This window comes from Microbacterium sp. YJN-G (genome assembly GCF_015040615.1).
Classification (GTDB): domain Bacteria; phylum Actinomycetota; class Actinomycetes; order Actinomycetales; family Microbacteriaceae; genus Microbacterium.
On sequence record NZ_CP060402.1, the window covers coordinates 2,717,626 to 2,742,014 of the forward strand.

Here is a 24,389-nt window from a genome sequence, read left to right on the forward strand (position 1 = left end):
ATGTTCGACTACGCCGACCAGCCCGCAACGCAGCCACCACCCCAGCCGAGGAACCCCTCGGACCAGCCCTCTACGACACCGGCCTCGACGCCACTGAAGGCCTCTGGCTCCGCTCAGGATGGGCAGGACGCACATGACACGCCCGACCCCATCCACACGTTCTTGCCAATAACCCTGCACCACGGATGCACCACGTTGCCAGCCAATACGCGAAAACCCCCGATTTCTCGGGGGTTTTCATGGCGGTGACGGTGGGATTTGAACTCATACCCCACGACATTTCGCGGGTGTGCGAGGCGGTTCTCCCCCGTGTTTCCGCGGAAGTTGACCTTTCCTTTATGTGCCGCGCACGGTCTGTCGTGACGCGTCCTTTCCCACAGTCATACCCACGCAACGCCTTAGGGCGCGCATCAGCGAGAGGCCCTGTGAACTCCAGATTCTCCTCAAGTTCACAGGGCCGCGGCGCGCTAGCGGACCGTGCTCGCTTGCGCAGCGGAGACAGTGACCGGCACAGGCACCTCTTCCACGGTCCCTCCGGGCGCCTCGGCGGTGAGAACAGTCGAACGCGGCGGCAGCCCGGGACGACTGAATTCGACGTCGTAGGTCTCGGTGACGCCGGGCGCGAGGTCGCCGAGATCGAACGCGTCGAAGGCGGTGCGCAGATCGAGGGCCACGCTGGTGTCACCGTTGTTGGTGATGGTGAGTGACAGCGTGCGGGTGCTCTTGGTCTTCGTCGTCGCCGCCTCGACGTCCACGTCGACGATCACCTCTGCACTGTCGAGCTTGACGTAGGGAGCGATCACGGGTCCTCGCGTCCAGTCCATGACGCGGGACTGCGGCGCCTCACCGGACATGATGTCAAGCGCGTTCGAATCGCTCGTGTCGGTGTCGCGGGAGTCGAGTGCATCGGTCCATTCGCCGGCACCTCCACCAACGCGGTACGGTCCCACGAACCAGGGGCATCCCACCGCCTGTGCGCACTCTGCGCTGTAGACGGGGCGGATGTTGCCGACGCCTTCACCTTCCTCGGCGCCACTGAACATCGAAACCTGGTAGCCGACGTTCTGCAGGTCGACGTCGGCGAGCAGCGCGGCGGGCACCGACGCGATGATCTTCCCTGACGGGTCGACATCCAGATCCACGGCGCCGATCCGTTGCTGGTCGGGTGCATAAACTCCCCCGCCGAACCTGGACGACTCGTACCGTCCGTCCGCGACGATGGCGTACTTCCATGCGCCCTCAGCAGACATGTTGGTCCCTGGAAGGAGCGAGGTCGTCTCTGACGATCGCCCGTCGCGGAGGTAGATGTTCAGCCGCTGGGTGCTCATGCCGTCGCCACCCCAGGGGTTGTTGATCGCTCCTTCGGTGGAAGTGACGAATCGGATGGTGTCCCCGTCGCGGTAGACCTCGAGTGCGGTCAGGTCGAAGCTGCCTGGGTTGAAGGCGCTGTCCGTGGGATAGGTGTAGCTGCCCGGCCCATCGTCGTCGCCGGCGGGGTCCGTGATCTGACCGATCCGCTCTCCGAGGGCGGTGATGGTACGCCGCTCGACCGTCATCACCCCGTTCTCGGCGGTGGCAGTGATCACGATCCGGTTGGTGATCGCCGGCAGAGTGATGGCGACCGCAAAGGCTCCGTCCGTGATCTCGCCGGTCGCTTCGACGCCGTTGACGCGCACGGTGACGGTGTCGGCATCGGTGGTTCCGCGGACGACGACGTCGCGTGAGGTAGCGACGGACCCGTCAGCGAGCCCTTCGATATCGAGTGCGGGCGCGGACCCGATCGGCTGATCGTCGCTGGTGGCGTTCCAGCTTTCCCAGGTGTCGCCGTCGAAGTCCAGCCGTCCGAGCTCGTCACTGGCCCAGTTGTCCCCGGCTTTCAGGACGGACACGCCACCGACGGTGTAGTTGTAAAGACGGATGCCGTTACCGTCTGACATCTCGTTCCCGATGGTCACCTTGGTGCCGGTGCGGTCGGAGTGCCGCTTCAACAGGCTGGCCTGCGACCCGAGGTCGAGATCATTCCATTCGTCGACGGCGAAGTCCTCGATGTTGATGTTCTCCGTCTCGGACAGCGCGAAGATCCGGATGCCGCAGTTGAGCGCACCTTCGACGCGAGTGTCGGTGAAGGTCATGTTCCGGACTGTCGTGTCGGGGTTTGCCCTGTCGGTGGCCCCCATGTCCTCGTAGTGGGTGGAGGAGTTGAACACGCAGGTGTTGTACTTCACGTCCTTCCAGTACATGCGGTTGTGGATGATGTCGGTATTGGTTACGGAGACGCCGTCGATGTCGCGCGGGGTCCAGCCCCACTGGATGACAGGGCCGTTCTCGTTCTTCCAGATCACGGTGTCTTCGATCTGAACGTCGCTGTGGTACATCTTCAGCACGTCGTCGTTGGCGTGGAAGAAGGTGCTGTCCATGCGGCCGCCGGGGTACAGCTCGATGCCGTCGGTCTGCCAGTACCAGCTGCCCACCTGCTTGTAGTTCTCGACGTCCATCTGAAAGTCGCGCACGGGGATCTCGGTGGCGCCGTCATGGGCGTAGACGACGAACGAGTGATAGGGCGGCTCGTTGATCGTGATTCCCTGCAGGTCCAGCGACTGACCCGTGTTCGAGGACTCGAACTGGAGCATCTTCACGCAGTCGACGTGGCAGTTCTCGTTGACGTTGTGCTGGTAGCCGTTCGTGGTGTCCGGCTCGTAGACGTACTGCTCGCCGGAGAGGACGCCGAGCCCCGTCACCTTGTACTCGCTTTGGGTGTCGTGAAGGAACCTGAAGGCGCCTTTCACGTAGGCGCCGGGCGCGAGGTACACCCACCTCACGCTCTCGGGGAGGACGGCGTGATAATCGGGTCCCATGTAGTACGTGCCGGGGCCGAAGTAGAGGATCTCCTCTTCGATACCGCCCAGGTCATTCACCAGTCCGGGCTCAGGGCGGTGAATGGTTCCCGACTGCTCCGTAGGGATGAGCCGCTCGGCTTCGGCTCCGGTGAGTGCGGGGTTCGCGAAGATCATCATCGAGTTCTGAGGCTCGGTGTGGATCGCCCGGTTGCCTTCGGATTCGGTGGTGAGTGCTCCGCTGGTGCCGCTCATGTCGTTGTATGCGGTGATCAGCTGCGGGTCGAACTCGACAGAGAAGCGCAGCCCATCCTCGACGAAGGGAACCTTGACTCGGATCGTGGATGCGTCCACGAGCTCCTTCTCAAGCCCCAGATCGGTGGGACGGATCGTGACCTCGTCTGCGGAGGTGATTGTCTGTCCGGTGGTGAGGGTGACATCGACCCACACGTCGGCGGCGTACTCGAAGCTGGACCAGCTCATGGTGAGATCAGCGGCTGAGGAGAATTCGGCGCCATCCTCTTCGGTGTAGCCGAGCTTGTCCTTGCCGCTGCGGGGAACGCTCATGTACACGAACGAGTCGTGCGCGGTCGCCGGCTCTGCAACGACGGTGACAGCAGCGTCGTAGAACGGCGACTGCCGCACCTGATCGTCGGCGATCGGCTCGGTCGTGGCCACGGCATTCTCGTGCCCCCACGTCGTCAACGGGTCCATAGATGATGCGGCAGCGGGCGCTACGGCTGTGAGCAGCGAGCCGAGGAGCGCGGCGATGCCGACCACTCCCCACTTCGCCAGGGGTGTGCGGTTCATGTCAGAAGTCCCTTCAGAACGTCGTTGTCGTGATGGCGAGAGTCAGGTGGGTGTTCAGTCCGCGCGAGCGGCGAGCACCCGGGCCTCCCAGGGCGCGAACCGTGCCCCCGGGGAAGGTTGCATGTTGGTGAGGAGGACTGTGGAGCGCAGCCACGCGTCAGGTAGCGCGACCTCTCGCGGTTCGTTCGAGAGATTGGTCGCCACGAACAAGCGGTCGTTGCCAAGGGTGCGTTCGAACGCGAAGACGGCGGGATCTCCCAGGTCGAGTCGCGCGAAGTCGCCGTGGGCGACGACCTCGCGTTCGTGACGGAGCGCGATCAGATGGCGGTAGTAGTTGAATACGGAGCGGGGATCCTCGTACTGGGCCCGGGCGTTGAGCCACGTGTGGTTGGGGTTGACGTCGATCCACGGCGCACCGGAGGTGAACCCTGCGTGGGGGGACGCATCCCATTGCACTGGTGTGCGCGCGTTGTCGCGTCCGTTGCGCCGCATTCCGTCGAGCACGTGTTCGGCGGCGAGTCCGAGCGGGCCGGACCGGGCGAAGTAGTTGAGGCTCTCCACGTCACGGAATGTGTGGAGTTCGGGGAAGAATCCGTTGGTCATCCCGATCTCCTCGCCCTGGTAGATGAAGGGCGTGCCGCGCTGGAGGTGGAGCATCGTCGCCAGGGCCGTCGCCGACTCGCGCCAATGGTCGCGGTCGTTGCCGAACCGGGACACGGTGCGCGGCTGATCATGGTTGGACAGGTAGAGGCTGTTCCACCCGCGTTCTGCCAGCGCGTTCTGCCACTTGGTCAAGGAGTCCGCGAGAGCACCCGCGTTCAATGGGCGCGGGTCGAACTTGTTGCGCCCGTGATCCAGGCCGACGTGTTCGAACTGGAACACCATGTTCAGTTCGCCGCGCGCGGCGTCCGTGGCGAGGAGTGCTTCTTCGGTGCTCACCCCCGGCATTTCACCGACGGTGAGGAGAGCTTCTCGTCCGGTGAAAACCTCGCGGTTCATCTCCTGGAGGTACTCGTGCAACCGCGGGCCGTGGGAGTAGTGCGGGAACCCATCGCCGAGTCCGGTCAGCGGGTCGGGTTCGGCATCCGGCAGGGTGATGTCTTTGGAGATGAGGTTGATGACGTCCATCCGGAATCCGTCGACGCCACGATCCAGCCACCACCGCATCATCGAGTACACCGCTTGGCGGACTTCGGGGTTCTCCCAGTTGAGATCCGGCTGCTTGCGGTCGAACAGGTGCAGGTAGTACTGACCCGTCGTGGGATCGAGGGTCCAGGTCGGTCCGGAGAAGAAGGACTCCCAGTTGGTCGGCTCTGCACCGACCGTGCCGGCGTCATGACCTGGCCGCGGCTCGCGCCACCAGTACCAGTCCCGCTTGGGGTTGTCGAGCGAGGCGCGCGACTCGAGGAACCAGGGGTGCTCGTCGGAGGTGTGGTTGACGACGAGGTCCATGACCAGCCTCATGCCGCGAGCATGCAGGTCGCCGATCAGCTCGTCGAGGTCGTCGAGGGTTCCGAACAGCGGGTCGATCGCCTGGTAGTCGCTGATGTCGTAGCCCGCATCGGCATGTGGCGATCGGTAGACGGGGGACAGCCAGATGACGTCCACCCCGAGGCGTTGCAGGTGGTCGAGGCGGCTGATGATCCCGCGCAGGTCGCCGATGCCGTCGCCGTCGGCGTCGGCGAAGCTCCTCGGGTAGACCTGGTAGACGACGGCGGACTTCCACCAGTCCTTCGTCGGGGGTGTCGCGAGTGCGGCAGGCGCGGTGAGGCTCATTTGACGGCTCCGAGGTTGACTCCGCGCATCAGCGTGCGCTGGAAGAGGATGAAGAAGATCAGGGCGGGCAGGATGCCGGCCAGCGACGCCGCTGCGAGCGCGGTCGGGTCGCTGGTGTATTGACCGCTCAGCGCACCGAGCGCGACCGACACGGTCTGGTTCGCTGCACTGGGCAGCAGCACCAGCGGCAGGAAGAAGTCGTTCCAGGTCCAGATGAAGAAGAACGTCACCAGAACCGCGAGGGTGGGGCGGGTCAGCGGGAAGACGATGTGCCATAGCACCTGGCGTCGGGTCGCGCCGTCGATCCTTGCGGCCTCGAGGACCTCCTGGGGGAAGGCGCCGAGGACGGAGGACAGCATGTAGGTTCCGAACGCGCTCTGCAGCACTGCGAGGATCAGGATCACGCCGAGCTGGGTGTCGTAGAGGCCCAGCTCGCGGGTCACGATGAACAGGGGGTAGACGAGCGCTTCTTGCGGGATCGTGAATGCGAGCATGAAGACGGCGAGCACCCACACACGACCCTTGATGCGGCCGATGCCGATCGCGAAGGCGCTGAGCAGGCTGATCGCCGCGGCCAGGAGGGCGACGCTTCCGCTGATCACCACGCTGTTCAACAGCTTCTCGTTGAAGTCGACGCCAATCCAGAAATCGACGATGGCCGTGAAGTCGAGCTGGGTCGGAATGGTGATCGGGCCGGTTTCGATGTACTCCGCGCCGGGCTTGAACGCGTTGATGAGCGCCAGCCAGAACGGGAAGAGCATCAACAGGGCGCAGCCGAACAGAACGGTCACGACGACCCATGCGCTGACACCGCGACGCGTGCGGTTGCGTTTGTTCTTGCCCGGTGTGCGGGCGGGAACGGTGGCGGGAGTGGCCAATTCCAAGCTGGTGGCGGTCATTTCTCGAACCCTTCGGCGTTCCGCGTCTGGAACAGCAGCAGGCTGACGGCGAGGACGGTCACCACGAGCGCCAGGACTGTGGCGACAGCGGCGCCGTAGCCGACCTGGGTGGTGGTGAAGAAGTTGTAGAACGAGAAGTACGCCGGCACCATGGTGCTCGTTCCCGGCCCTCCGCGGGTGAGGACGAAGATGGGGGCGAAGACCTTCAGGGCTGCCACGCTCGTGGTGATGATCACCACCGCGATTTCAGGACGCAGCTGGTTGAGGGTGATGACGCGGAAGCGGGTGATCCATCCGGCCCCGTCGAGTTCGGCCGCTTCGTGCAGCGCGGGGTCGACGCGCGAGAGACCTGCCATGAAGATGACGACCGTGTATCCGATCTGAAGCCAGATCAGCACGTTGATCACGGCGTAGATCGCCACATCGGAGTCTCCGAGCCAGTTCTGCCGAAGCGCACCGAGACCGACCGTGTCGAGGATGCTGTTGAGAATGCCGTACTCCGGCTGATACATCCACTTCCACAGCACACCGGCGACGGCGATGGGGAGGATCTGCGGCAGGTAGAACATGCCGCGCAGCAGGCTTGAGGTGCGGGCCCCGAAGCGGGGCGAGATGAAGTCGAACAGCAGTGCAGCGACGAGGACGCCGATAGCGGTCGGGATGATCGCCATCGCCACGATGAAGACGAGACTGTTGACGAATGAGGTCCAGAAGGTGGGGTCGGCAAGGAGCCGGGTGTAGTTGTCGAGGCCGATGAACTGGGGAGTACCGACGCCGCGGAAGCGCGTGAAGCTCAGGTAGACGTTCATCCCGAAGGGGACGAGTACGACGGCGGCGAAGCCGATGGCTCCGGGCAGGAGGTAGCCCCAGTACCCGCCGGCGGGTTCGAGCCCGGGTCGGCCGCGTCTTGTGACGCGTCGGGTGGTCAGCATGGTCATGATGTCATTCCCTCGGGACCGGTGTGCGGTGGCGGTAGGCCGCCACCGCACACATGGCGGTCACATTCCCGCGTCAGCGCGTCCCTGGTCGTACGCGGTCCGGATGCCGTCGACGACCTGCTCAGGCGTCTTCGTCCCCTGCACGAGCTCGGTGTTGTTCTGGATGAGGATGTCGTTGAGTCCCGGAACCGGCCAGTCGGGATACCAGGCGAGGCCGCCATCGGCACTCGCCTCGAGTTCGGCGAAGCGCCCCAGCACGAGCTGCCCGACGGGGGACCCGATCGCCTCGACGTCCGCCGCGACGGGGACCTGCCCTTCGTCACCGAGGAGGTTCTGGATCTCTTCGCTCATCGTGATCTCAATGAAGTCGTAGGCCAGTTCCTTGTTGTCGGCCTTCTCGGGAACGACCCAGAGGTTGCCGCCGGAGCCGGGGGTCAGATCGTTGCCCGGGAAGAGGAACTGGTCGAACTCGAACTCGGTGATGTCGTCGACGAACGACCCGGCCCACCACGTGCCCGAGAAGAACATCGGGTAGGACCCGGCCACGAAAGCGTTGCCCGCATCTTGGGCCGGGATGCCGGTGGAATCGGTGCTGATGAATCCGCGTTCGGTCCAGTCGGCAACGGTCTCGGCGGCGAACTCCCACGCGGCCCAGTCGACTTCGCCGTCGAAGCGCTGGTAGGCGGCGAGAGAATCCTGATCCATCTGGCTGAGGGCGAGGGCATACAGCAGGTGCGGGCCCGGGTAGTCTGCCGAACCGAGAGCCAGCGGCGTGATGTCGTTGTCGACAAAGGTCTGCATGGCGGTTTCGAGCTCGTCCAGCGACGAGGGGACCTGCAGGTCGTACTCCTCGAAGAGGTCCTTGTTGAACCACATCGGGACGTACTCGCCGTAGTTGGTCACCCCGTATCGCTGACCCGAGCCCATGAGCCCGTCCTCGTAGAGCCCCACATCCTGCACGGAGCCGTCGAGGTCCCAGCCCCGCTCATCGGCCACGCCGGTGAGGTCCGTGAGCAGACCGGCCTGCGAGACCAGACCGGCGGTGGCGTTCCCCTTGAGGTACTCCAGCACGTCGGGAGCGTCGTCGGAATCCAGAAGCAGCTGCCCAGACTGCTGCATCTGCTCGTAGGTCTTCAGCTCGAACTCCACCGTGACGTCGGGATGCTCCTCCTCGAAGATCTCGATGGCGCGGTTCCATGCGGTCGAAAGAGCAGAGTCCTCGTTCTCCCACCACCAGACCTTCAGGGTCTCGCCATCGGCCTGGCCCGCGCCCCCCTCTGCGCCTGAGCAACTACTCAGCGCCAGAGCCGCCGTAACGGCAACGCCCGCGATGGCTGCTGTCCTACTCGTGGTCTTACTGCTGAACACGTGATGACCTCCCATGGTCCCTGGTGCGCGGCATCCGTCATCGGATCCGAAATATGTTTACACCAAACATATTGAACCCGTCAACAGGGGGAATGAGTAGGGTGGGAGGCACCGAATAAGTTCGTTTGACGAAAATGGTGGTGGATGGCCGCTCAAAGTGGGCATGCATGGGGTGCGGATGCGGGCGCCGCGCTCCCTGTGGCGATTGAGGTTCTCCGGCGCGGCCCCATCTCCCGCGCCGAGATCGGCAGACGGCTCGGGCTGTCGCACGCCTCCCTCAGTCGGCTGAGCGCACCACTCCTCGAGCGCGGCGTCATCTTCGACGTCGGCGAGCGCACCAGCGGGAAGGTCGGCAGGCCGTCCCGCCTTCTCGACGTGGACGCGTCATCGCACCACTTCTTGGGGATCAAGATCCGCGAGCACGAGATCATCTGCGCGGCCACCGACCTGCGTGGGGACGTGCTCGAGCACACCACGGTCCCACTCTCCGGTCGCGAGCCCCGGGACGTCGTCACCCGTATCAAGGAGCTGCACGCGCAGTTCGCGTCACGCCGACCGATCACAGGCATCGGCATCGGCATCGGAGGTGCGGTGCACGACCGCCGAGTGGTCACCAGTGCGGCATTCCTCAAGTGGACCGACGTGCCCCTCGCCGACCTCATCGAAGACGCGACCCGAACTCCCGCTCTCATCGAGAACGACGTCGTAGCGCTGTGCGAGTACGAAGACTGGTTCGGACTCGCCAGCCACGACGACCGGTTCGCTGTAGTCACCATCGGCATCGGCACCGGATACGGACTCGTGGTCGACGGCCAGCCCATCGTCGGCGACGACTACGGAATCGGGCTCGTCGGCCACTGGCCCATGGACCCCGCCGGCCCACTCTGCGCTCAGGGACACCGCGGATGCGCGGCAGCGCTGCTCAACTCCGACGCGATAGCCCGATACGCGACCGAAGCGCTCGGAACTCCCACCTCATTCGACGAGACGGTCCAGCTCGCCGCAGAAGAGCACCCCGCGGCCGCACGCATCGTGCACGACGCCGCCGCCGGACTCGGCATCCTGCTCGCAGCCATCTGCAACCTCACCCTGCCCCAGCGAATCATCATCGGCGGAGAAGGGGTGCGCCTCGCCATCGTCGGCGAAGCCTCCATGCTCACCAGCCTCGTCACCATGCGGGACCCACGCGCCAACACCCCGCCGATCGACTACGCGACCGGGGACAACATGGAGTGGGCTCGAGGTGCGGCCGTCCTGGCCATTCAGGCGTTCGCGCTCGGCAGGCTCGGGCCCCCGAACTGACGCCAGGCACCGCGTCGCAGGGTTACCGTGGGCAACGATCCCACGGCAGGCTCCACCAGCAAATTGCCTATCACCAGGGATTTCTGCGCCGTGTCTGCCGCTAAGTCCCTCGCGTGAGAAAGCAATGGGAAGGAGCGTCTTCCCACTCCCTTCCCGTGTCCGCGGCACGATAAACCATGATCAAACGGCAAAACCGCCGCACCCTAGGGCGCGACGGCTTTCCCACTCCCATTCAACGAGACTAGGAACGAGCCTCTGATCTGGGATTCATGGCGGTGACGATGGGAATTGAACGATGATCTGGCGCGTTCTGGCCCCGCCGCGAGGTTCCGAAACCGCGGAATTACGCAGAAGGTGGGCACATGTGCACACACCCGATAACGGGGTCGCGCAGATAATCCGTTACCACCGTGTGGTCAAGCCCCGGGGCGTGGTGTAGCCGTTGGTGATCCTTCAGCTGTCGGTGTCGGTTAGGCGCTGAGTTCGAGGACGGGGTCGCTCACCTCCTCGGTTCCGGTGTCGGTGACGAGGGTGAGGCGGGACTTGGCGAGCATGTCGACGCCAAGGTAGCGGCGCCCTTCTACCCACTCGTCGGTCTGCTCGGCGAGGACGGCGCCGACGAGGCGGATGATCGCGTCGCGGTTCGGGAAGATCCCGACGCTGTCGGGGCGGCGGGCATGCCTCGATCCTTCCAGAACAGGTCACCGGCGGTCGGCCTCCCCAGAAGTCTTGTTACCAGCATGTTCCCAAGCCGCTCATCCGGAGACGACGAAGGCCCCGACTTCCCAGTGTTTTCTAAGAGAGTCGGGGCCTTCGATCTGGCGGTGACGGTGGGATTTGAACCCTTACTCAGTGGCATTTCGCCGCTGTGCACGGTGCGGTCCGAGTTGGTTTTCCGCGGATTTCGACCTTTCGCCGATGTGGGCAGCAGGACGGGAATCGTTTGATCCTTTCCCACACGCTTTCTCACGTTTCCTTCGCGAGCGATAACCCAGCCGACACTGTGGCTGAGCAGATTCGGGACCGACCGGCTGCTCCGGTGCGCACAGCAAGTTGCACTCACCCAGTCACAGTGCAATACTGCACTCCATGACATCGGGTGCACCTTCGCTTCGCGATCGCCAGACCGCTGAACGGTCTCTTGCTCTGCGCACGGAGGCGCGACGACTGACGGCTGAGGGCGGCATCTCGGGTTTCACGATCGAGGAGCTCTGTTCCGAAGTCGGCGTCTCGCGACGCACGTTCTTCAACTACTTCGCGTCGAAGGAGAACGCGGTCCTCGGCATCCCCGTACGCACCGACTCCACGGCACTCGGCGAGGTGTTCGCCGCCGGCGACGGCGATCTGCTGACCGACCTCGTCGAGCTGCACGTCGCACGGTGGGCCGCGTTCGCGCTCACCCGATCCGACGCCGAGGAGCTCGGTCGCGTCGTCGAGCGCGAGCCCCGACTCGTCGCGCACATGCTGTCACTCGCCGAGCAGGGTGAGCGCGAAGACATCGCGCTCGTCGCCCGTCGATTGGGCGCGACGCCCGACGACGTCCGCGCCCAGACCGCCGTTCAACTGGTCGGATCGCTGCTGCGGCCGACGGTCGTCGAGTACTTCGCAACGGATGCCGGCGACTTCCGCAGCCTCCTTCTGCGCCGACTCGACGCGGCTCGCGAACTCCTCTCCCGCTGACACCACCCCGGAACGGACACCCGTCATGACTATCGCCGCGCCCGCACACGCGCCCCTGCTGCTGACCAAGCGGCGGATCTGGATCATCTTCAGCGCCCTCATCGCCGGCATGCTGCTGTCGAGCCTCGACCAGACCATCGTGTCCACCGCCATGCCGACGATCGTCGGCCAGCTCGGCGGCGTCGATCACCAGGTCTGGATCACCACCGCCTACCTGCTCGCGACCACGATCGTCATGCCGGTCTACGGCAAACTCGGCGATGTCCTCGGCCGGCGCGGCCTCTTCCTCATCGCGATCGCGTTGTTCACCCTGGCATCGGTCGGGTGCGCCTTCGCCGGCGACTTCTGGATGTTCGTGATCTTCCGTGCGATGCAGGGACTCGGCGCCGGCGGACTCATGATCCTGTCCCAGGCGATCATCGCCGACATCGTGCCTGCCTCGGAGCGCGGCAAGTATCTCGGCCCCCTGGGCGCGATCTTCGGCCTCTCCGCCGTCGCCGGTCCCCTCCTGGGAGGGTTCTTCGTCGACCACATGACCTGGCAGTGGGCGTTCTACATCAACATCCCGATCGGTATCGCTGCATTCCTCGTCGCACTGTTCGCCCTGACGCTCCCGAGCAAGAAGGCGACCAAGCCCCTCGACATCCTCGGCATCGTCTTCCTGTCGGCGGCCACGACATGCCTGATCTTCTTCACCGACTTCGGCGGCGACAAGGACTTCGGCTGGGACTCTCTGCTCACCTGGGCTTTCGGACTCGGGATGCTCGTGGCCATCGCCGCATTCATCTTCACCGAGTCCAAGGCGAAGGACCCGATCATTCCGCTGAGCCTCTTCCGGAATCCGGTCTTCGTCAACGCGACCGCGATCGGCCTCACACTCGGGCTCGGCATGTTCGCGGCCATCGGATTCGTCCCGACATTCCTGCAGATGTCCTCCGGGACGTCCGCCGCAGCGTCCGGCCTGCTCATGATCCCCATGATGGTGGGCCTCATCGGCACATCCATCGCCTCCGGCCTCCTGATCACCAAGACCGGCAAGTACCGCCTGTTCCCGATCCTCGGCACCGTCATCACCGGCGTCGCAATGGTCTGCATGACGACGCTCACCGCGTCCACGCCGATCTGGCTCATCTGCGTCTTCCTGTTCGTGTTCGGCGCGGGACTCGGCCTCATCATGCAGGTCGTCGTGCTCGTCGTGCAGAACGCCGTCCCCGCCGCCGAGATCGGCACCGCGACCAGCACCAACAACTACTTCCGCGAAGTGGGCGCCGCGCTGGGCACCGCCGTGTTCGGCACGATCTTCACGACCCGTCTCACCGAGAACCTGCGGGATGTCTTCACGAGCGCCGGGGCTTCGGCGTCCGATGCCGCCAACGCCACCTCGACGCTCGATCCACAGGCCCTGAACCAGCTGCCGGACGCACTGCGCGACGGCGTCGTGAACGCCTACGCCGACGCCCTCGCACCCGTCTTCTGGTACCTGCTGCCGTTCATCGGACTCGCGTTCATCCTCTCGCTCTTCCTCAAGCAGATTCCGCTCTCCGATGTGGCCGGTCTCGTCGCCCGCGGCGAGGCGATCAGCGGCGAAGAAGCAGAGGCGCTCGAGGCCCAGCAGCGCGCTGACCGCACGGCCAAGATGCGCTTCGACTCAGCCGAAGAACTTGTGTCGACGGGCTCGACTCCGACCCAGAGCGGCGAACGCACGCCGTGAGGTCCGTCACGGTCGGGAAGTGATCAGCGGCTCCGGGTAACCTCTCGCCGCCCGGAGCGCTCGATCAGGAGTAGAAGGCGCCGCCGCCATCCACCGAGATGGCGGCCAGGCGGAACGCGTGGGTCCGCACGATCTCGGTCGAGGCACCGACCCTTGGTTACGCGACGGTACGCACCCGCGCCACGATGACGATCCCGCCGGCGACCACGAGCGTTCCCGCGGTGACGTACAGGACTGCGTAATTCGGGCCCGCTGCGCCGATGCCCAGGATTAGGGGCGCGAGGAACGGCGCCAGCGCGTTGGGGATCTTCTGCGAGAACGTCGTTATCCCCATGAACCGGCCCGCCTGGGTCTCCCTGAGCGGCAGCACGTCGAGCACCATCGCCTGGTTGACCGCGAGGAAGACAGCGATTCCCAGGGTGGACGCGACGCCGCCCAGGATCAGGATCGGCATGGAGTAGGCCAGAGCTCAAGGGCGACCCTCAATGTCACTGACGTCATCGGCGCCGCAGCTGATCACGCTTTCGCGGACACTTCGTCTCGCGACGCGGCACGACGGCTGTGGCGCGAGATGAGCGCTGATGCTCACATCCTCGGTTGGTCGCTCTTTCAGCGGACAACCTTCGGCCCGGCGGACCGACGCACGGGCGTCGGCGAGGGTAAAGCTCCAGGAAGCCTGGAGCTCGTCGCGGAGCCGTTCCTCGCCTCTTACCGACTATTGAAATGCGGGTGGTCGCTGTTCGACTACCGCTGCGAGGCACCCTAGCCCGCACCCACGCCCGGCATCACGAGACGGCGTTGCCTTGGGGGCGGTCGACTCACGGGGTGCGAGTTCCCGGCATGCACGCCTCCGCACTCGTTCATATCGCCGCGCTCTCAGGTTCGACATCAAGTCAACGTGTCGCGTCGAATGCCCGCGCCACCGCAGTCCGCGCGCTCTCACCTGCTCACCCCCTTCTTACTTCCCTGTCTGGCCGTTTACCGACGATAAGACCACTTATCTCAGCTATCCGGCCTAGTGAGCGTCGAGCAGCGCACCCATCTGCTTCGCGATCATCGTCGTCGCGAACTTCGGGTTCAGGCGCGACAGACGATCCATCGCCGCCGCGTCCGAGCCGATCGTCGCGCGGAAGCGGTTCTTGACGATGGCATCGACGATCACGCGACCAGCCTCCTGCGGTGTGGTCGTCTTGTACGAGCTGTTCTCTGCCGAGGCGTCGCCGCCCAGATCCACGCCGGAGTTCGCGGCGATTCCGGTGCTGATCGCTCCGGGGAAGATCACGGTCACGTGCACGTTCGTGTCGAGCAGCTCTGCGTACAGCGCTTCGGTGAGCAGCTTCACCGCCGCCTTCGACGCTCCGTAGACCGCCTGCCCCGGCACGGGCGCGTACGAGCCCATGCTCGCGACGTTCAGCAGAGACGCCTCCGGTCGGGCGATCAGGTGCGGGAGGAACGCCTTGCACACGTTCATGACTCCCCAGAAGTTCACGTTCATGACCTTCTCGATCTCGGAGAACGGCAGATCGTTGACCTTGACGAACTTCTGGATCACACCCGCGATGTTCGCGACTCCGTCGACCTGACCGTGCGCGGCGACCACTGCCTCGGGCAGCGCGTCGATCGCACCCCGATCGGTGATGTTCACGACGTGCGCGGTGAAGCGGCTACCGGCCCCGGCGATGCGGGCCGTCTCGTCCAGACCGGCCGCGTTGAGGTCGACGCCGGCGACAGAAGCGCCCCCGGCGAGCAGTCTGAGCGTGACCTCGCGTCCGATGCCGTTCCCTGCGCCGGTGACGACGAAGACCTTGCCTGAGATGTCCATGGGTTCCTTCTGGGTGGGTGGGTCGCGATCAGAGCGACGGGGAAGAGATCTCGGCGAGGATGCGGTCGAGCGTTCGGGTGACCGAGATCGTCGTCGCCGCGTCGTGCCAGGGATGCTCACGCAGGCCGGAGTCGATCGCTGCAGTCACGGCCTCGAGCATCGGGCCGTAGCCGTTGCCGACTCGCGGATGCTCCACCCGCTCTGGCGCGCAGAAGATACGCTCGGCGGTGCCCGCGTGCACACGAGCGGTGCTGCCCGCCCAGAACATCGGGTCGATCGTGATCCATCCGCGCTCGCCGCTCACGGCCGCGGAGAGGTCGAGGAACTCCGTGCCCGACCACGCCAGCTGAGCGAAGGCGTTCCCGCTGTGGTCGAGAGTCGCATGCCCGGCGAGGTCGAAACCGTCCGACACGACGCCGTGCGCATGGAGATGGTCGGGCTCGCCGAGGAACCAGTGCGCGAGCGTCACCGGATAGATGCCTCTGTCGCGCAGGATGCTGCCGCCGTCTTCCGGCCGCTCTTTCGGGTCGGGGACCACTGGGGTCGCAGCATTGTCGCTCATCCTCTCCGGGGCAGTTCGCCCCGACATGTGGAATCAGACAACCATGGACGGAGCATTTTGGCAAGCGGTTGCCATCGCTCGACGAAGGAGACGGCGACGCCCTGCCGTACGATCGGGGAACCGGATGCCCGCGACCGCAACGATGAGGGGATGACACTTCGATGTCGAGAGACGAACCGATGGCGTCCGACGAGCCGATGGCGAACCCGGCCCGCACTGGCCGACCTCCGACGATCTACGACATCGCCCAGAAGGTCGGCCTCAATCCGTCCACGGTCTCGCGCGCGCTCAACCGACCCGGTCGAACCAACGCTTCCACCGAGGAGAGGATCCGTGCTGCCGCTGCAGAGCTCGGCTATCGCGTGAACCCCATGGCCCGGGCGCTTCCCACGGGACTCACGGGGACTTTCGCGATCGTGCTGCCCGACATCACCAACCCCGTGCACTTCGAACTGATCCGCGGCGCGGAGCAGGTGGCACGCGCGAACGGGTACACGCTGATCATCTCGGAGACGGAGGGTTTGGCGGAGATCGAACGGGAGACCATACAGACCCTCCAATCGTCCGTGGACGGCCTCCTCGTCGTCGCCTCCCGCTTGGACGACGACTCGCTCGCGACGCTGTCCTGGGTGAAGCCGATCGTCGCGGCGAATCATGCCGCTCCGTCGCTGCCCAGCGTGATCCCCGATCTTGCGATGGGGCTCACCGCCGCCATGGATCATCTCCACGACCTCGGGCACCGGTCGGTGGCGTACCTCGGCCTCAGCGGGGTGCAGATCAATCGCCCGCGCTGGGATCTCGCACTCGACCTCGCGGCGGCACGAGACATCTCGGCGGTGGAGATCGCACTCGACGCCCCCACCGTCGAGGCGGGCGCGGCGGCGCTGCGTCGAGTACGGGCCTCCGGCGTCACCGCCGTGCTCGCTTACAACGACCTCGTCGCCCATGGGCTTCTACGAGCCGCTCGCGCCGAAGGTCTCCACCTCCCCGACGATCTCAGCGTGATCGGATTCGACGACATCTTCAGCGCCGAGCTCGCGGTCCCCGCGCTCACGACGCTGCGCTCTCCGCTGCGCGAGATCGGGACCCGTGCCATGCAGACGGTCATCGACGCGGATCGGAACCGTGCCGCGTCGAAGGTCGTGCTCCCTCTGGAGCTCGTGGTGCGGGAGTCGACCGCCAGAGTTTCGAGGTGACGGGCGGGGGCGAGGAATCGGTCCTCGCCCCGCACCGAACTCACTTGATCGCTCCCGCTCCGATCCCCTTCACGATGTGCCGCTGGGCCATCAGATAGAAGATCACCACGGGCACGATCGAGATGGTCGTCGCCGCGAGCAGGATCTGCTGCTGCGGGGTCTCCGCCGACGTGAACGCGGTGAGTCCTCGCTGGATCGGCATCAGCGCGTTGTCGTCGAAGAGCACGAGCGCCATCAGGTACTCGTTCCACGCGCCGAGCCCCTGGATGACGGCCACGGCTGCGAGCCCGGGCTTCGCGAGGGGCAGGATCACGCTCCAGAAGATGCGGAGCGGTCCGGCGCCGTCCAGCGCTGCGGCCTCCTCCAGATCACGCGGCTGGCTGACGAAGAAGCTGCGCATGATCAGGGTCGACATAGGGATGCCCGAGGTGATCAGGATCAGGACGTAGCCCACCGGGTTGTTGGTCAGCCCCAGCGAGATCAGCAGCTTGTACTGCGCCAGGAACATGGCGGGCGCAGGGATGATCATCACGGCCAGGATGATCACCGTGAACACGCCCTTGCCCGCGAAGTCGAGGCGGGCGAGCGCATAGCCCGCCAGGCTCGACACGATCAGGATGCCGGCGACGGCGCACCCCGTGTAGATGACGCTGTTGCGCAGGTACGTGCCGAGGTCACCCTGCACCCAGGCTGTGACGTAGTTCTGCCATTGCGGGTCGGCCGGCAGGAAGGAGTCGTTCGACAGCAGCTCGGTGAGGCTCTGCAGCGATCCCGAGAGCATCCAGAGGAGCGGGAGCATCGCCGTGAGCGCGGCGATGACGAGAAGCCCGTACAACCCCACCCTGTCGGCACGGATGCGGCGACGGTTGCCGGGGCGGGTGGACTCGGTCGCGACGGGTGTCTCGTCGACCGGCGGCTGGGTGATCAGGGTCATGCGCGGGACCTCCGCCCGGTGATGGCGAGCTGGAGCACGGAGAGCAGCACGAGAGCGCCGCCGAAGACGACGGACATCGCCGCCGCACTGCCGTAGCGCCAGTTCACGAAGGCCTCGTTGAAGATCGCCAGGGTCGGGACCATGGTGTGGTAGCCGGGGCCTCCGTTCGTGAGAACCTGAACGGTTCCGAAGATCTGCAGGGCCGCCAGGAGTGTGAGCAGACTCACGATCGAGGTGACGGGCGCCAGATGCGGCCAGGTGATGTAGCGGAACTGAGCCCACGGGCTCGCACCATCGAGATCGGCCGCCTCATAGAGCTCTTTGGGCACGTCCTGCAGACCGGCCAGGAAGAGGAGGAATCCGAAGCCCCAGTGGAACCAGACGAAGACCGCAGCGACGGCGGGAAGCGCGACCGACGGATCGCCGAGCCAATTCTGCTGGAGCCCTCCGAGACCGATCGTCTCGAGGACCCGGTTGAGCACGCCTGAACCCGGCGCGAGGATGAACGAGAACAGCAGGCCGACGACGACCACCGAGAGCACGCCGGGCAGGTAGAACACGGTGCGGAAGAAGGTCTTGCCCCGGGTGATGCGGTTCACGGCCAGAGCCATCGCCAGGGCCACGCCGTTGCCCACGAAGAAGCCGACCACTCCGAAGAACAGCACGTTCCTCATCGAGGCCCAGAAGACGGGATCGCTCGCGATGAACTCGTAGTTCGCCAGCCCCACCCATGGAGTGTCCGGGCTCACCCCGTCCCACGACTGGAAGCTGAGGAGGATCGCCTGCCCGAACGGCACGATCGTGAAGATCCCGATGAGCGCGATGGCAGGCGCGAGGAAGAGCCAGCCCAGCAGGTTGGCCCGCAGCGAGTGCTTCCTGCGCGGCGCCCGGATGGGGCGCCGCGCAGCAAGCGACAGAGAAGACGTCGTCATGACACGCGGTCTTGGGCGGCCTGGATGTTGGCCAGAGCCTCGTCGATCGTCGCCTCGCCCAGCACGACGCGCTGCGCTTCGGCGACGATGGCGGTGCGGACGTCGGTCGCGTACGTCGCGGACATGACCTGGACGGTCTCGACTCCCGAGGCGAAGCCCGCGAGCTGTGTCGGCACGTCGCCGCTCGAGAGCAGTTCGGGGTTCGTCGGCAGGATACGTCCGACCTCGGCGAACACCGCCTGCTGCTCGGGCTCGGTGAGCCACTTCACGAATGCAAGAGCCTCCTCGGGGTGCTCGCCCTTCGGGTTGATGACCGCGCCCTTTCCGGGGACACCAGGCGAACGGGGGTCCTCGGTGCCGCCATCGACGGCGAGGATGCCCACCGAGAAGTAGTCCTCGAACTCGGGGTTCGTGCGAAGGCCCACCGAGACGCCCGGGGATGCGTCGAAGATCGAGCCCATCGCTTGGGTGAAGAACGACGACTCCACGTTCGGGTTGTCATCCTGGCCGCCGACCAGCGCGTCATGGGCGATCACGCCGGCGTCCTTCATGTCGACCAGAACCTGGAAGGCCTCTCGCCAGGCATCCTGCTCCCAGCTCTCCTCACCGTTGAAGGTCGCCGCGATCTCTTCGTCGGTCAGCCAGTTGGAGACGATCGCCTGCAGGAACTGGGGTGTGAGCGAGGCTGCGACCGAGAAGCCGCCGTCATCGGAGGCGGCGAGCGCATCGATGAAGTCCTCTGTCGTCGTCGGGGCCTCTTCGAGGGTCATCCCGGTGAGGGCCGGGTTCACGAGGAAGCCGTAGGTCTGCGTCTCCCAGTGCACCGTGTAGATCCCCGCGGGGACATCGAGGTTGTTGCCCTCCTCGAAGGTGGACATCTCGATGATCGCCGGACTGAAGTCATCGCTCCACTCCCCCTCGAGCTCGTCGGTGAGGTCCATCGCCCAGCCCGCCTTGTAGAACGGAGCCATGTCCGTGGCCTGGAACGAGGAGTAGATGTCGGGCATCGAGTTCGACTGCGCCCGCGCCTGAAGCTTCGGGAGGTAGTCGGCGGGTCCGGGCGAGTCGATCGTGACCTTGATCCCGGTCTCGTCCGTGTACTGCTCCGCGAGCTGCGTGAGCGCGGCCTCCTGACCGCGAGACTGGTTCATGAACGTCAGTTCGACGTCTCCCGCATCGGCGGGCGGCTTCGCCGGCTCGGCAGACGAGCAGCCCGAGAGGGCGACCGCCATCGCTGCGGCGACGCCGCCGGCGGCGAGCACGAGACGTCGAGCACCTCGGGGAGCGTGGGGGTAACGCGTGGTCCTCATCATTGAAAATCCTTCGAACAGTGAACCGTCGAGCGGTTCGATATCGGTTGCTGCTGCGGTGGTGCGCGCTTCGGTGACGTTCCTATCAAGACTGTCAACCGGTTGCCTTACAGATCTCAATCCTCTCTTGTCGTAGATGCGGGGTCACCCGACGGCCGAAGCCGCCCGATCGGTCAGGGTCGTGAATGGCGTTCCGCCCTCGTAGCTCACTCGCCACTCCTCCGGTACGGACGCTCCGGCCTCGATGGCCGCGACGATGTACGCGACCGCGGCGAGGAGGCCGCCGTTGGCGGGGAGGTAGAGCGACAGGAAGCCCGGGATCTGCGGGTTATGGCCGTTCGCGAGAAACTCGTTCTTCGGGGAGGGGAGGAGCATCGCGTCGAAGGCCCGCCTCAGGTCGCCCAACCGCGCTGCGGTCATGGCCATGACGGGGTAGTCCCACCCCCAGCTCGACTGCAGATCCCACCGCGACCACACGGCGTCGAGCGTGGCGCGCATGACATCGGGCGCGATGATCTCGGTCGGCGGGAGCCACCCGAGGGCCATGAGCATCGACGGGTGGTCCTTGCGGATCAGATGCGGCGGCGTCGACAGTGCGGCATACGTGCCGTCGTCGAGAACGGTCGGCCGCGACATGGCACGCGCCACACGCTCCCAGTCGTCGCGGATGTCGAGTCCGAGCAGCGCGCGCCACTCGTTCGCGACGTCGAGAGCCCACGACCAGTAGGCCAGCTCGAAGGTCGGGTCGGTGTTCGTCCTCCGGTCGGCGAGGTAGCTCTCCTGCGCAGGGATCAGAGGCGGCGGCAGCACGAAGACTCCATCGCGCTCCTCCACGAAATCGGCCATGAAGTCGGCGGTCGCCTCGACCAGGTCGTAGTGCGCACTCAGGAAGTCATCGCTCCTCCCCTGCTGGCGGAGGAGCTCGAGCAGGTGGATGATGTGGGGCTGCTGCCAGACGAGGAACACTCCGATGTTGCTCGGCGACTCCTGAGCGGTGGGGTCGGTCTGCTTCGGCCAGCGAGCGCCGCGATACCCCTGCCAGGCGGCGGTGTCGCGCGCCGCCTGGAGGGCATCGTGGTACCACCCGAGGCTGCGTTCGAGCAGATCGCCGCGCCCCCAGAGCGCGAAGTGGGCGCCGTGCCACCAGTGCATCTCCAGATGGAACTTGCCCGTCCAGGTGTTGTAGGTCAGGCCGGTCTCCGCCGGCGGTGTCGCCCCCGCCCCGTTCACAGCGGTGAGGTACTGCGACAGCACCACACGGCGCTCCAACTCGTCGGCACGCTCGTCGTCGCTGCCCTCGAAGGTCACCGCGACACCGCTCTGCCAGTACCTCTCCCACCAGACCGCTGCCGCGTCGACGACGTCGGCGAACGTCCTGTCGATCGGCCCAGCATCCGGCTCAGCGGGATGCAGGACGACGACGAGCTCGAGCGCCCCGCGCTCGGTCGTGGCGAGTGCGGCATCGCCGCGCGCGTCGAGCTCGCCGGTCGTCGACACCTCGACGTGATACGTCGTGTCCTCGACGCGGCGACACGCGATCGCAGCGCCGGAAGCCCGGCGGCTCCAGCACGTCGACTCACGCAGAGGCAACTCGAAGGCAGCGAGATCGTCCGGTTGGGCATCGAAGATCCACGACACCCCCCAGCCCCGGTCGAGGAGCTGCGACTCGACCCGCACCGCGAACGACGCATCCGAGGGGTGCCCGACCGTCGTCACAGCCACGGTCTCGCCGTGGAGCAGATACGTGGCGTGCACACGCCCGGTCCACAGATCGAGCTCCGTGCGGGGGTTGAGCACGGAGTCGGGATCGAGCGCAGGCGATCCGTCGTCCGGCGGGGTCAACGCCAGCCGACCGAGGTGCGCGCGGCGCGGATTGAAATGGAACCAGGCGCCGGCCGCGAACTCGTCGGCGATCTCGTCGCCTGCTCGCTGCAGACCCATCCGGTCGAAATAGGGAACGGGCCCTCTGGCCGTGTCGTATCGGGTGACGGTCTCGTCACGGTCGAACTCCCGCGTGGTCCGCGTGCGGTACCACGCCCACGATGACTGGGTGCGCAGGGGGATCTGGAAGTCATCGGCGTCGAAGCCCCGAGGCCGCTGCTCCGGAAGCCCGTCGATTCCGGAGCCCGCGACGCGATGGGGATCGGGAACCAGTTCGTGGAAGGCAGGAAAGGTCTGCAGACCCGTGATGTCGACCGTCAGCGCCGCGTCGCCGTTGCCGACAGTGAGCACACCGGTCGGGTGCGCTGCCGTCAGCACCGGGTTGTGCCGCCGCACGAGGCGGCGGCGGTCGACGGTCGTCGCAGGCATCTTCACCTTTTCCCCGACTCAATTCTGAGTCGACTAGTACTTTCGCTGGATGAGCATAACATTGCCTGAGCGGCACACTCAAGAGCAATCGGAAGGACGCTGATGGCCCAGAAGAGAGGTCCGTACGCGAAGTCGGATCAGCGACGCCAGGCGCTCAGCAGGGCCGCACTCGATCTCGTGCGTCGGCACGGCCACCGCAATGTCTCGGTGTCGGACATCGCCGAGCTCGCCGAGACGAGCGAGGCGACGGTGTTCTACCACTTCCCCACAAAGGAAGCCCTGTTCATCGCCGCACTGGCTCAACACGACGAGGAGAACATCCGCGCGCGGGGTGAGGAAGCGGGCGCGATCGCAGACATGGGCGCGCGCGCGGAGGCCGGCGTCCAGCGCACGAACTACGCACGGCTCTACAACGAGCTCGCCGGCGCCGCCGCCGACCCCACCCATCCGGCGAACGAGTTCTTCCAGGCGCGCTGGGCGCGGTCGACAGCCGTGGTGGCCACGGACATCCGTCGACTGCAGCAGAGCGGACGGGTCGATGGTTCGGTCGACCCCGAAGCCGCAGCCCATCTCCTGCTCGCCGCGTGGGAGGGCCTGCAGCTGCAGTGGATGCAGGGGCCGCCGTTCGATATCCGCGCACGGGTCGAGACACACATCCGCGCATTGCTCGGAGCGGGCGCGCTGGACTGACGCGCCCGCCCCGACCCGCTGCGAGCCAGGCTCACACAGTGCCGCCGGCGCGTTCCGCACGACTTTGCCTCGCGACGGCGCCGAGCCACGCCAGGCTGGGCTTCGGCCGCCTCTCGAAGGTCTCCCGATCGACAGCCACGAGGCCGAACGTCGGCGACCAGTGGCCCCATTCGTAGTTGTCGAGCAGGCTCCAGTGGATGTAGCCGCGCACGTCGACGCCGTCCGCCATGGCTTCGGCGAGTGCGGTGAGCGCCGATTCCGTGTATGCGATCCGCCGCGTGTCATCTCCGGTCGCGATCCCGTTCTCCGTCACGACGACCGGCACGTGCGGAAGCACGTCCGCCGTATGACGCACCGCGATGCCGAGCGCATCCGGCCGGTAGGCCGTGCGCACCAGCGTGTTGTCGGGGTGCACGGGGTGAGGCTCGATGCCGTCGAGGCCCACCCACTGGGCCGAGTACGCCTGCACGCCGATGTAGTCGTCGTCCGCCGCAGCTTCGAGATACAGGTCCTCCCAGACGTACTCCAGACGACGACGAACCTCCTCCGCCCCTGGGCGCGTCTCGAACGCGCGACTGGCGACCGACCAGCCGACGCGCGCCCCGGTGCGTTCACGCACGATGTCCCTGGCCGCGTGGTGCGCCTCGATGAGGCGTCGGCCGATCTCCTCCGACGGTGCGGGCTTCACGGGACGCGGGGTGTCAGCCTCCAACGTGGGACTGAGCCACTCGGTCGCGGAGTTCGGGTCCAGAGCGGTCTCCGCCTCTTCCACCATGATCGCGAGCATGTTCGGCTCGTTGATCGTGCACACCCACTCGACGCCGTCGAGGATCGTCGTCGTGACCTCCACGTAGGCGCGGAATCTGTCGATCGCCTGCGGCGAGCGCCATCCGCCCTCTTCGGCGAACCACCGCGGCGAGGTGAAGTGATGCAGCGTGACGAATGGCCGCACTCCGGCATCCAGTGCCGTGTCGATCATGCGCCGATAGTGCGCGAGCTGTACGCGCGAGAACTGTCCGGGAGCCGGCTCGATACGTGCCCACTCGATTCCGAACCGGTAGGTGTCGAGGCCGGAATCCGCGATGAGAGCGATGTCCTCGGGATAGCGGTTGTAGCTGTCGAGGGCGTCGCCGCTGCGATCGGCTCCGATCATGTGCGGCTCCTGCATCCAGAAGTCGCTGTTGACGTTGTTACCCTCCACCTGGTGCGGTGCGCTGGCGGCACCCCAGAGGAAGTCGGCGGGGAAGCTGGGCATCGATGCTCCAATTCTGAGTCAACTTGCAATTTCAACTCAGCGTATCGGAACGACGATCCC

At 65.9% G+C, this 24,389-nt stretch carries 18 protein-coding genes and 1 pseudogene; 5 read left to right on the forward strand and 14 right to left on the reverse strand.

Features of this window, described 5'->3' with window-relative positions:
* Window positions 1-467: 467 nt before the first annotated feature.
* From H7694_RS13130 to H7694_RS13150, 5 genes are read right to left on the reverse strand one after another with little or no spacing between them, the layout of a single operon-like run.
* Entirely contained in the window at window positions 468-3,644 is a 3,177-nt protein-coding gene (locus H7694_RS13130) for a glucodextranase DOMON-like domain-containing protein (protein ID WP_193596918.1), read from the reverse strand.
* Window positions 3,645-3,698: 54 nt separating this feature from the next.
* Complete coding sequence (locus H7694_RS13135; RefSeq protein WP_193596919.1) at window positions 3,699-5,420, reverse strand: alpha-glucosidase; 1,722 nt, start codon at window positions 5,418-5,420, stop codon at window positions 3,699-3,701.
* A complete protein-coding gene (locus H7694_RS13140; RefSeq protein ID WP_193596920.1) occupies window positions 5,417-6,319 on the reverse strand; it encodes a carbohydrate ABC transporter permease in 903 nt (300 codons plus the stop codon). Before H7694_RS13140 ends, H7694_RS13135 begins: the two co-directional genes overlap by 4 nt.
* The gene (locus H7694_RS13145; RefSeq protein ID WP_227468120.1) at window positions 6,316-7,257 is read right to left on the reverse strand and encodes a carbohydrate ABC transporter permease; all 942 of its coding nucleotides are present in this window, start codon (window positions 7,255-7,257) and stop codon (window positions 6,316-6,318) included. Before H7694_RS13145 ends, H7694_RS13140 begins: the two co-directional genes overlap by 4 nt.
* Before the next feature lie 60 nt (window positions 7,258-7,317).
* Window positions 7,318-8,625, reverse strand: a complete 1,308-nt coding sequence (locus H7694_RS13150) for an ABC transporter substrate-binding protein (protein WP_227468121.1) — start codon at window positions 8,623-8,625, stop codon at window positions 7,318-7,320.
* 144 nt (window positions 8,626-8,769) lie between these two features.
* Between H7694_RS13150 and H7694_RS13155 the strand changes: the two genes are divergently transcribed.
* Window positions 8,770-9,927 carry an ROK family protein gene (locus tag H7694_RS13155; RefSeq protein ID WP_193596922.1) on the forward strand — a complete coding sequence of 386 codons (1,158 nt, stop codon included), beginning with the start codon at window positions 8,770-8,772 and terminating at the stop codon, window positions 9,925-9,927.
* Between the two features lie 470 nt (window positions 9,928-10,397).
* Here H7694_RS13155 and H7694_RS13160 read toward each other — a convergent pair.
* Window positions 10,398-10,601, reverse strand: a pseudogene (locus H7694_RS13160) (transposase); the annotation flags it as partial.
* A gap of 415 nt (window positions 10,602-11,016) precedes the next feature.
* Here H7694_RS13160 and H7694_RS13165 point away from each other — a divergent pair.
* On the forward strand, window positions 11,017-11,607 hold the full coding sequence (locus tag H7694_RS13165; RefSeq protein ID WP_193596923.1) for a TetR/AcrR family transcriptional regulator: 591 nt from the start codon (window positions 11,017-11,019) through the stop codon (window positions 11,605-11,607).
* Window positions 11,608-11,632: 25 nt separating this feature from the next.
* Window positions 11,633-13,318 (forward strand): MDR family MFS transporter, encoded by a 1,686-nt coding sequence (locus tag H7694_RS13170; protein WP_193596924.1) that lies wholly within the window; start codon window positions 11,633-11,635, stop codon window positions 13,316-13,318.
* 157 nt (window positions 13,319-13,475) lie between these two features.
* On the opposite strand, the gene H7694_RS13175 is transcribed toward H7694_RS13170, so the two are convergent.
* The 3 genes from H7694_RS13175 to H7694_RS13185 form a co-directional block, all read right to left on the reverse strand.
* Complete coding sequence (locus H7694_RS13175; RefSeq protein WP_193596925.1) at window positions 13,476-13,772, reverse strand: hypothetical protein; 297 nt, start codon at window positions 13,770-13,772, stop codon at window positions 13,476-13,478.
* 561 nt (window positions 13,773-14,333) lie between these two features.
* Window positions 14,334-15,140, reverse strand: coding sequence for an SDR family NAD(P)-dependent oxidoreductase (locus H7694_RS13180; RefSeq protein WP_193596926.1), 807 nt, complete (start codon window positions 15,138-15,140; stop codon window positions 14,334-14,336).
* Between the two features lie 28 nt (window positions 15,141-15,168).
* Window positions 15,169-15,702 (reverse strand): hypothetical protein, encoded by a 534-nt coding sequence (locus H7694_RS13185; protein WP_193596927.1) that lies wholly within the window; start codon window positions 15,700-15,702, stop codon window positions 15,169-15,171.
* Window positions 15,703-15,863: 161 nt separating this feature from the next.
* Here H7694_RS13185 and H7694_RS13190 point away from each other — a divergent pair, with 161 nt between their 5' ends.
* On the forward strand, window positions 15,864-16,898 hold the full coding sequence (locus H7694_RS13190; RefSeq protein ID WP_193596928.1) for a LacI family DNA-binding transcriptional regulator: 1,035 nt from the start codon (window positions 15,864-15,866) through the stop codon (window positions 16,896-16,898).
* 40 nt (window positions 16,899-16,938) lie between these two features.
* On the opposite strand, the gene H7694_RS13195 is transcribed toward H7694_RS13190, so the two are convergent.
* From H7694_RS13195 to H7694_RS13210, 4 genes are all read right to left on the reverse strand, one after another.
* Window positions 16,939-17,832: a carbohydrate ABC transporter permease gene (locus tag H7694_RS13195; protein ID WP_193596929.1), complete on the reverse strand. Its 894-nt coding sequence runs from the start codon at window positions 17,830-17,832 to the stop codon at window positions 16,939-16,941.
* Window positions 17,829-18,764 carry a carbohydrate ABC transporter permease gene (locus tag H7694_RS13200; RefSeq protein WP_193596930.1) on the reverse strand — a complete coding sequence of 312 codons (936 nt, stop codon included), beginning with the start codon at window positions 18,762-18,764 and terminating at the stop codon, window positions 17,829-17,831. Before H7694_RS13200 ends, H7694_RS13195 begins: the two co-directional genes overlap by 4 nt.
* Window positions 18,761-20,077, reverse strand: coding sequence for an extracellular solute-binding protein (locus H7694_RS13205; RefSeq protein WP_193596931.1), 1,317 nt, complete (start codon window positions 20,075-20,077; stop codon window positions 18,761-18,763). Before H7694_RS13205 ends, H7694_RS13200 begins: the two co-directional genes overlap by 4 nt.
* 141 nt (window positions 20,078-20,218) lie before the next feature.
* Window positions 20,219-22,384, reverse strand: a complete 2,166-nt coding sequence (locus H7694_RS13210) for a hypothetical protein (RefSeq protein WP_193596932.1) — start codon at window positions 22,382-22,384, stop codon at window positions 20,219-20,221.
* A 102-nt stretch (window positions 22,385-22,486) separates the two neighbouring features.
* On the opposite strand from H7694_RS13210, the gene H7694_RS13215 reads away from it, so the two are divergent.
* Window positions 22,487-23,074 (forward strand): TetR/AcrR family transcriptional regulator, encoded by a 588-nt coding sequence (locus H7694_RS13215; protein WP_193596933.1) that lies wholly within the window; start codon window positions 22,487-22,489, stop codon window positions 23,072-23,074.
* Window positions 23,075-23,105: 31 nt separating this feature from the next.
* Here H7694_RS13215 and H7694_RS13220 read toward each other — a convergent pair whose 3' ends face one another.
* The gene (locus H7694_RS13220; RefSeq protein WP_193596934.1) at window positions 23,106-24,329 is read right to left on the reverse strand and encodes a family 1 glycosylhydrolase; all 1,224 of its coding nucleotides are present in this window, start codon (window positions 24,327-24,329) and stop codon (window positions 23,106-23,108) included.
* Window positions 24,330-24,389: the final 60 nt, after the last annotated feature.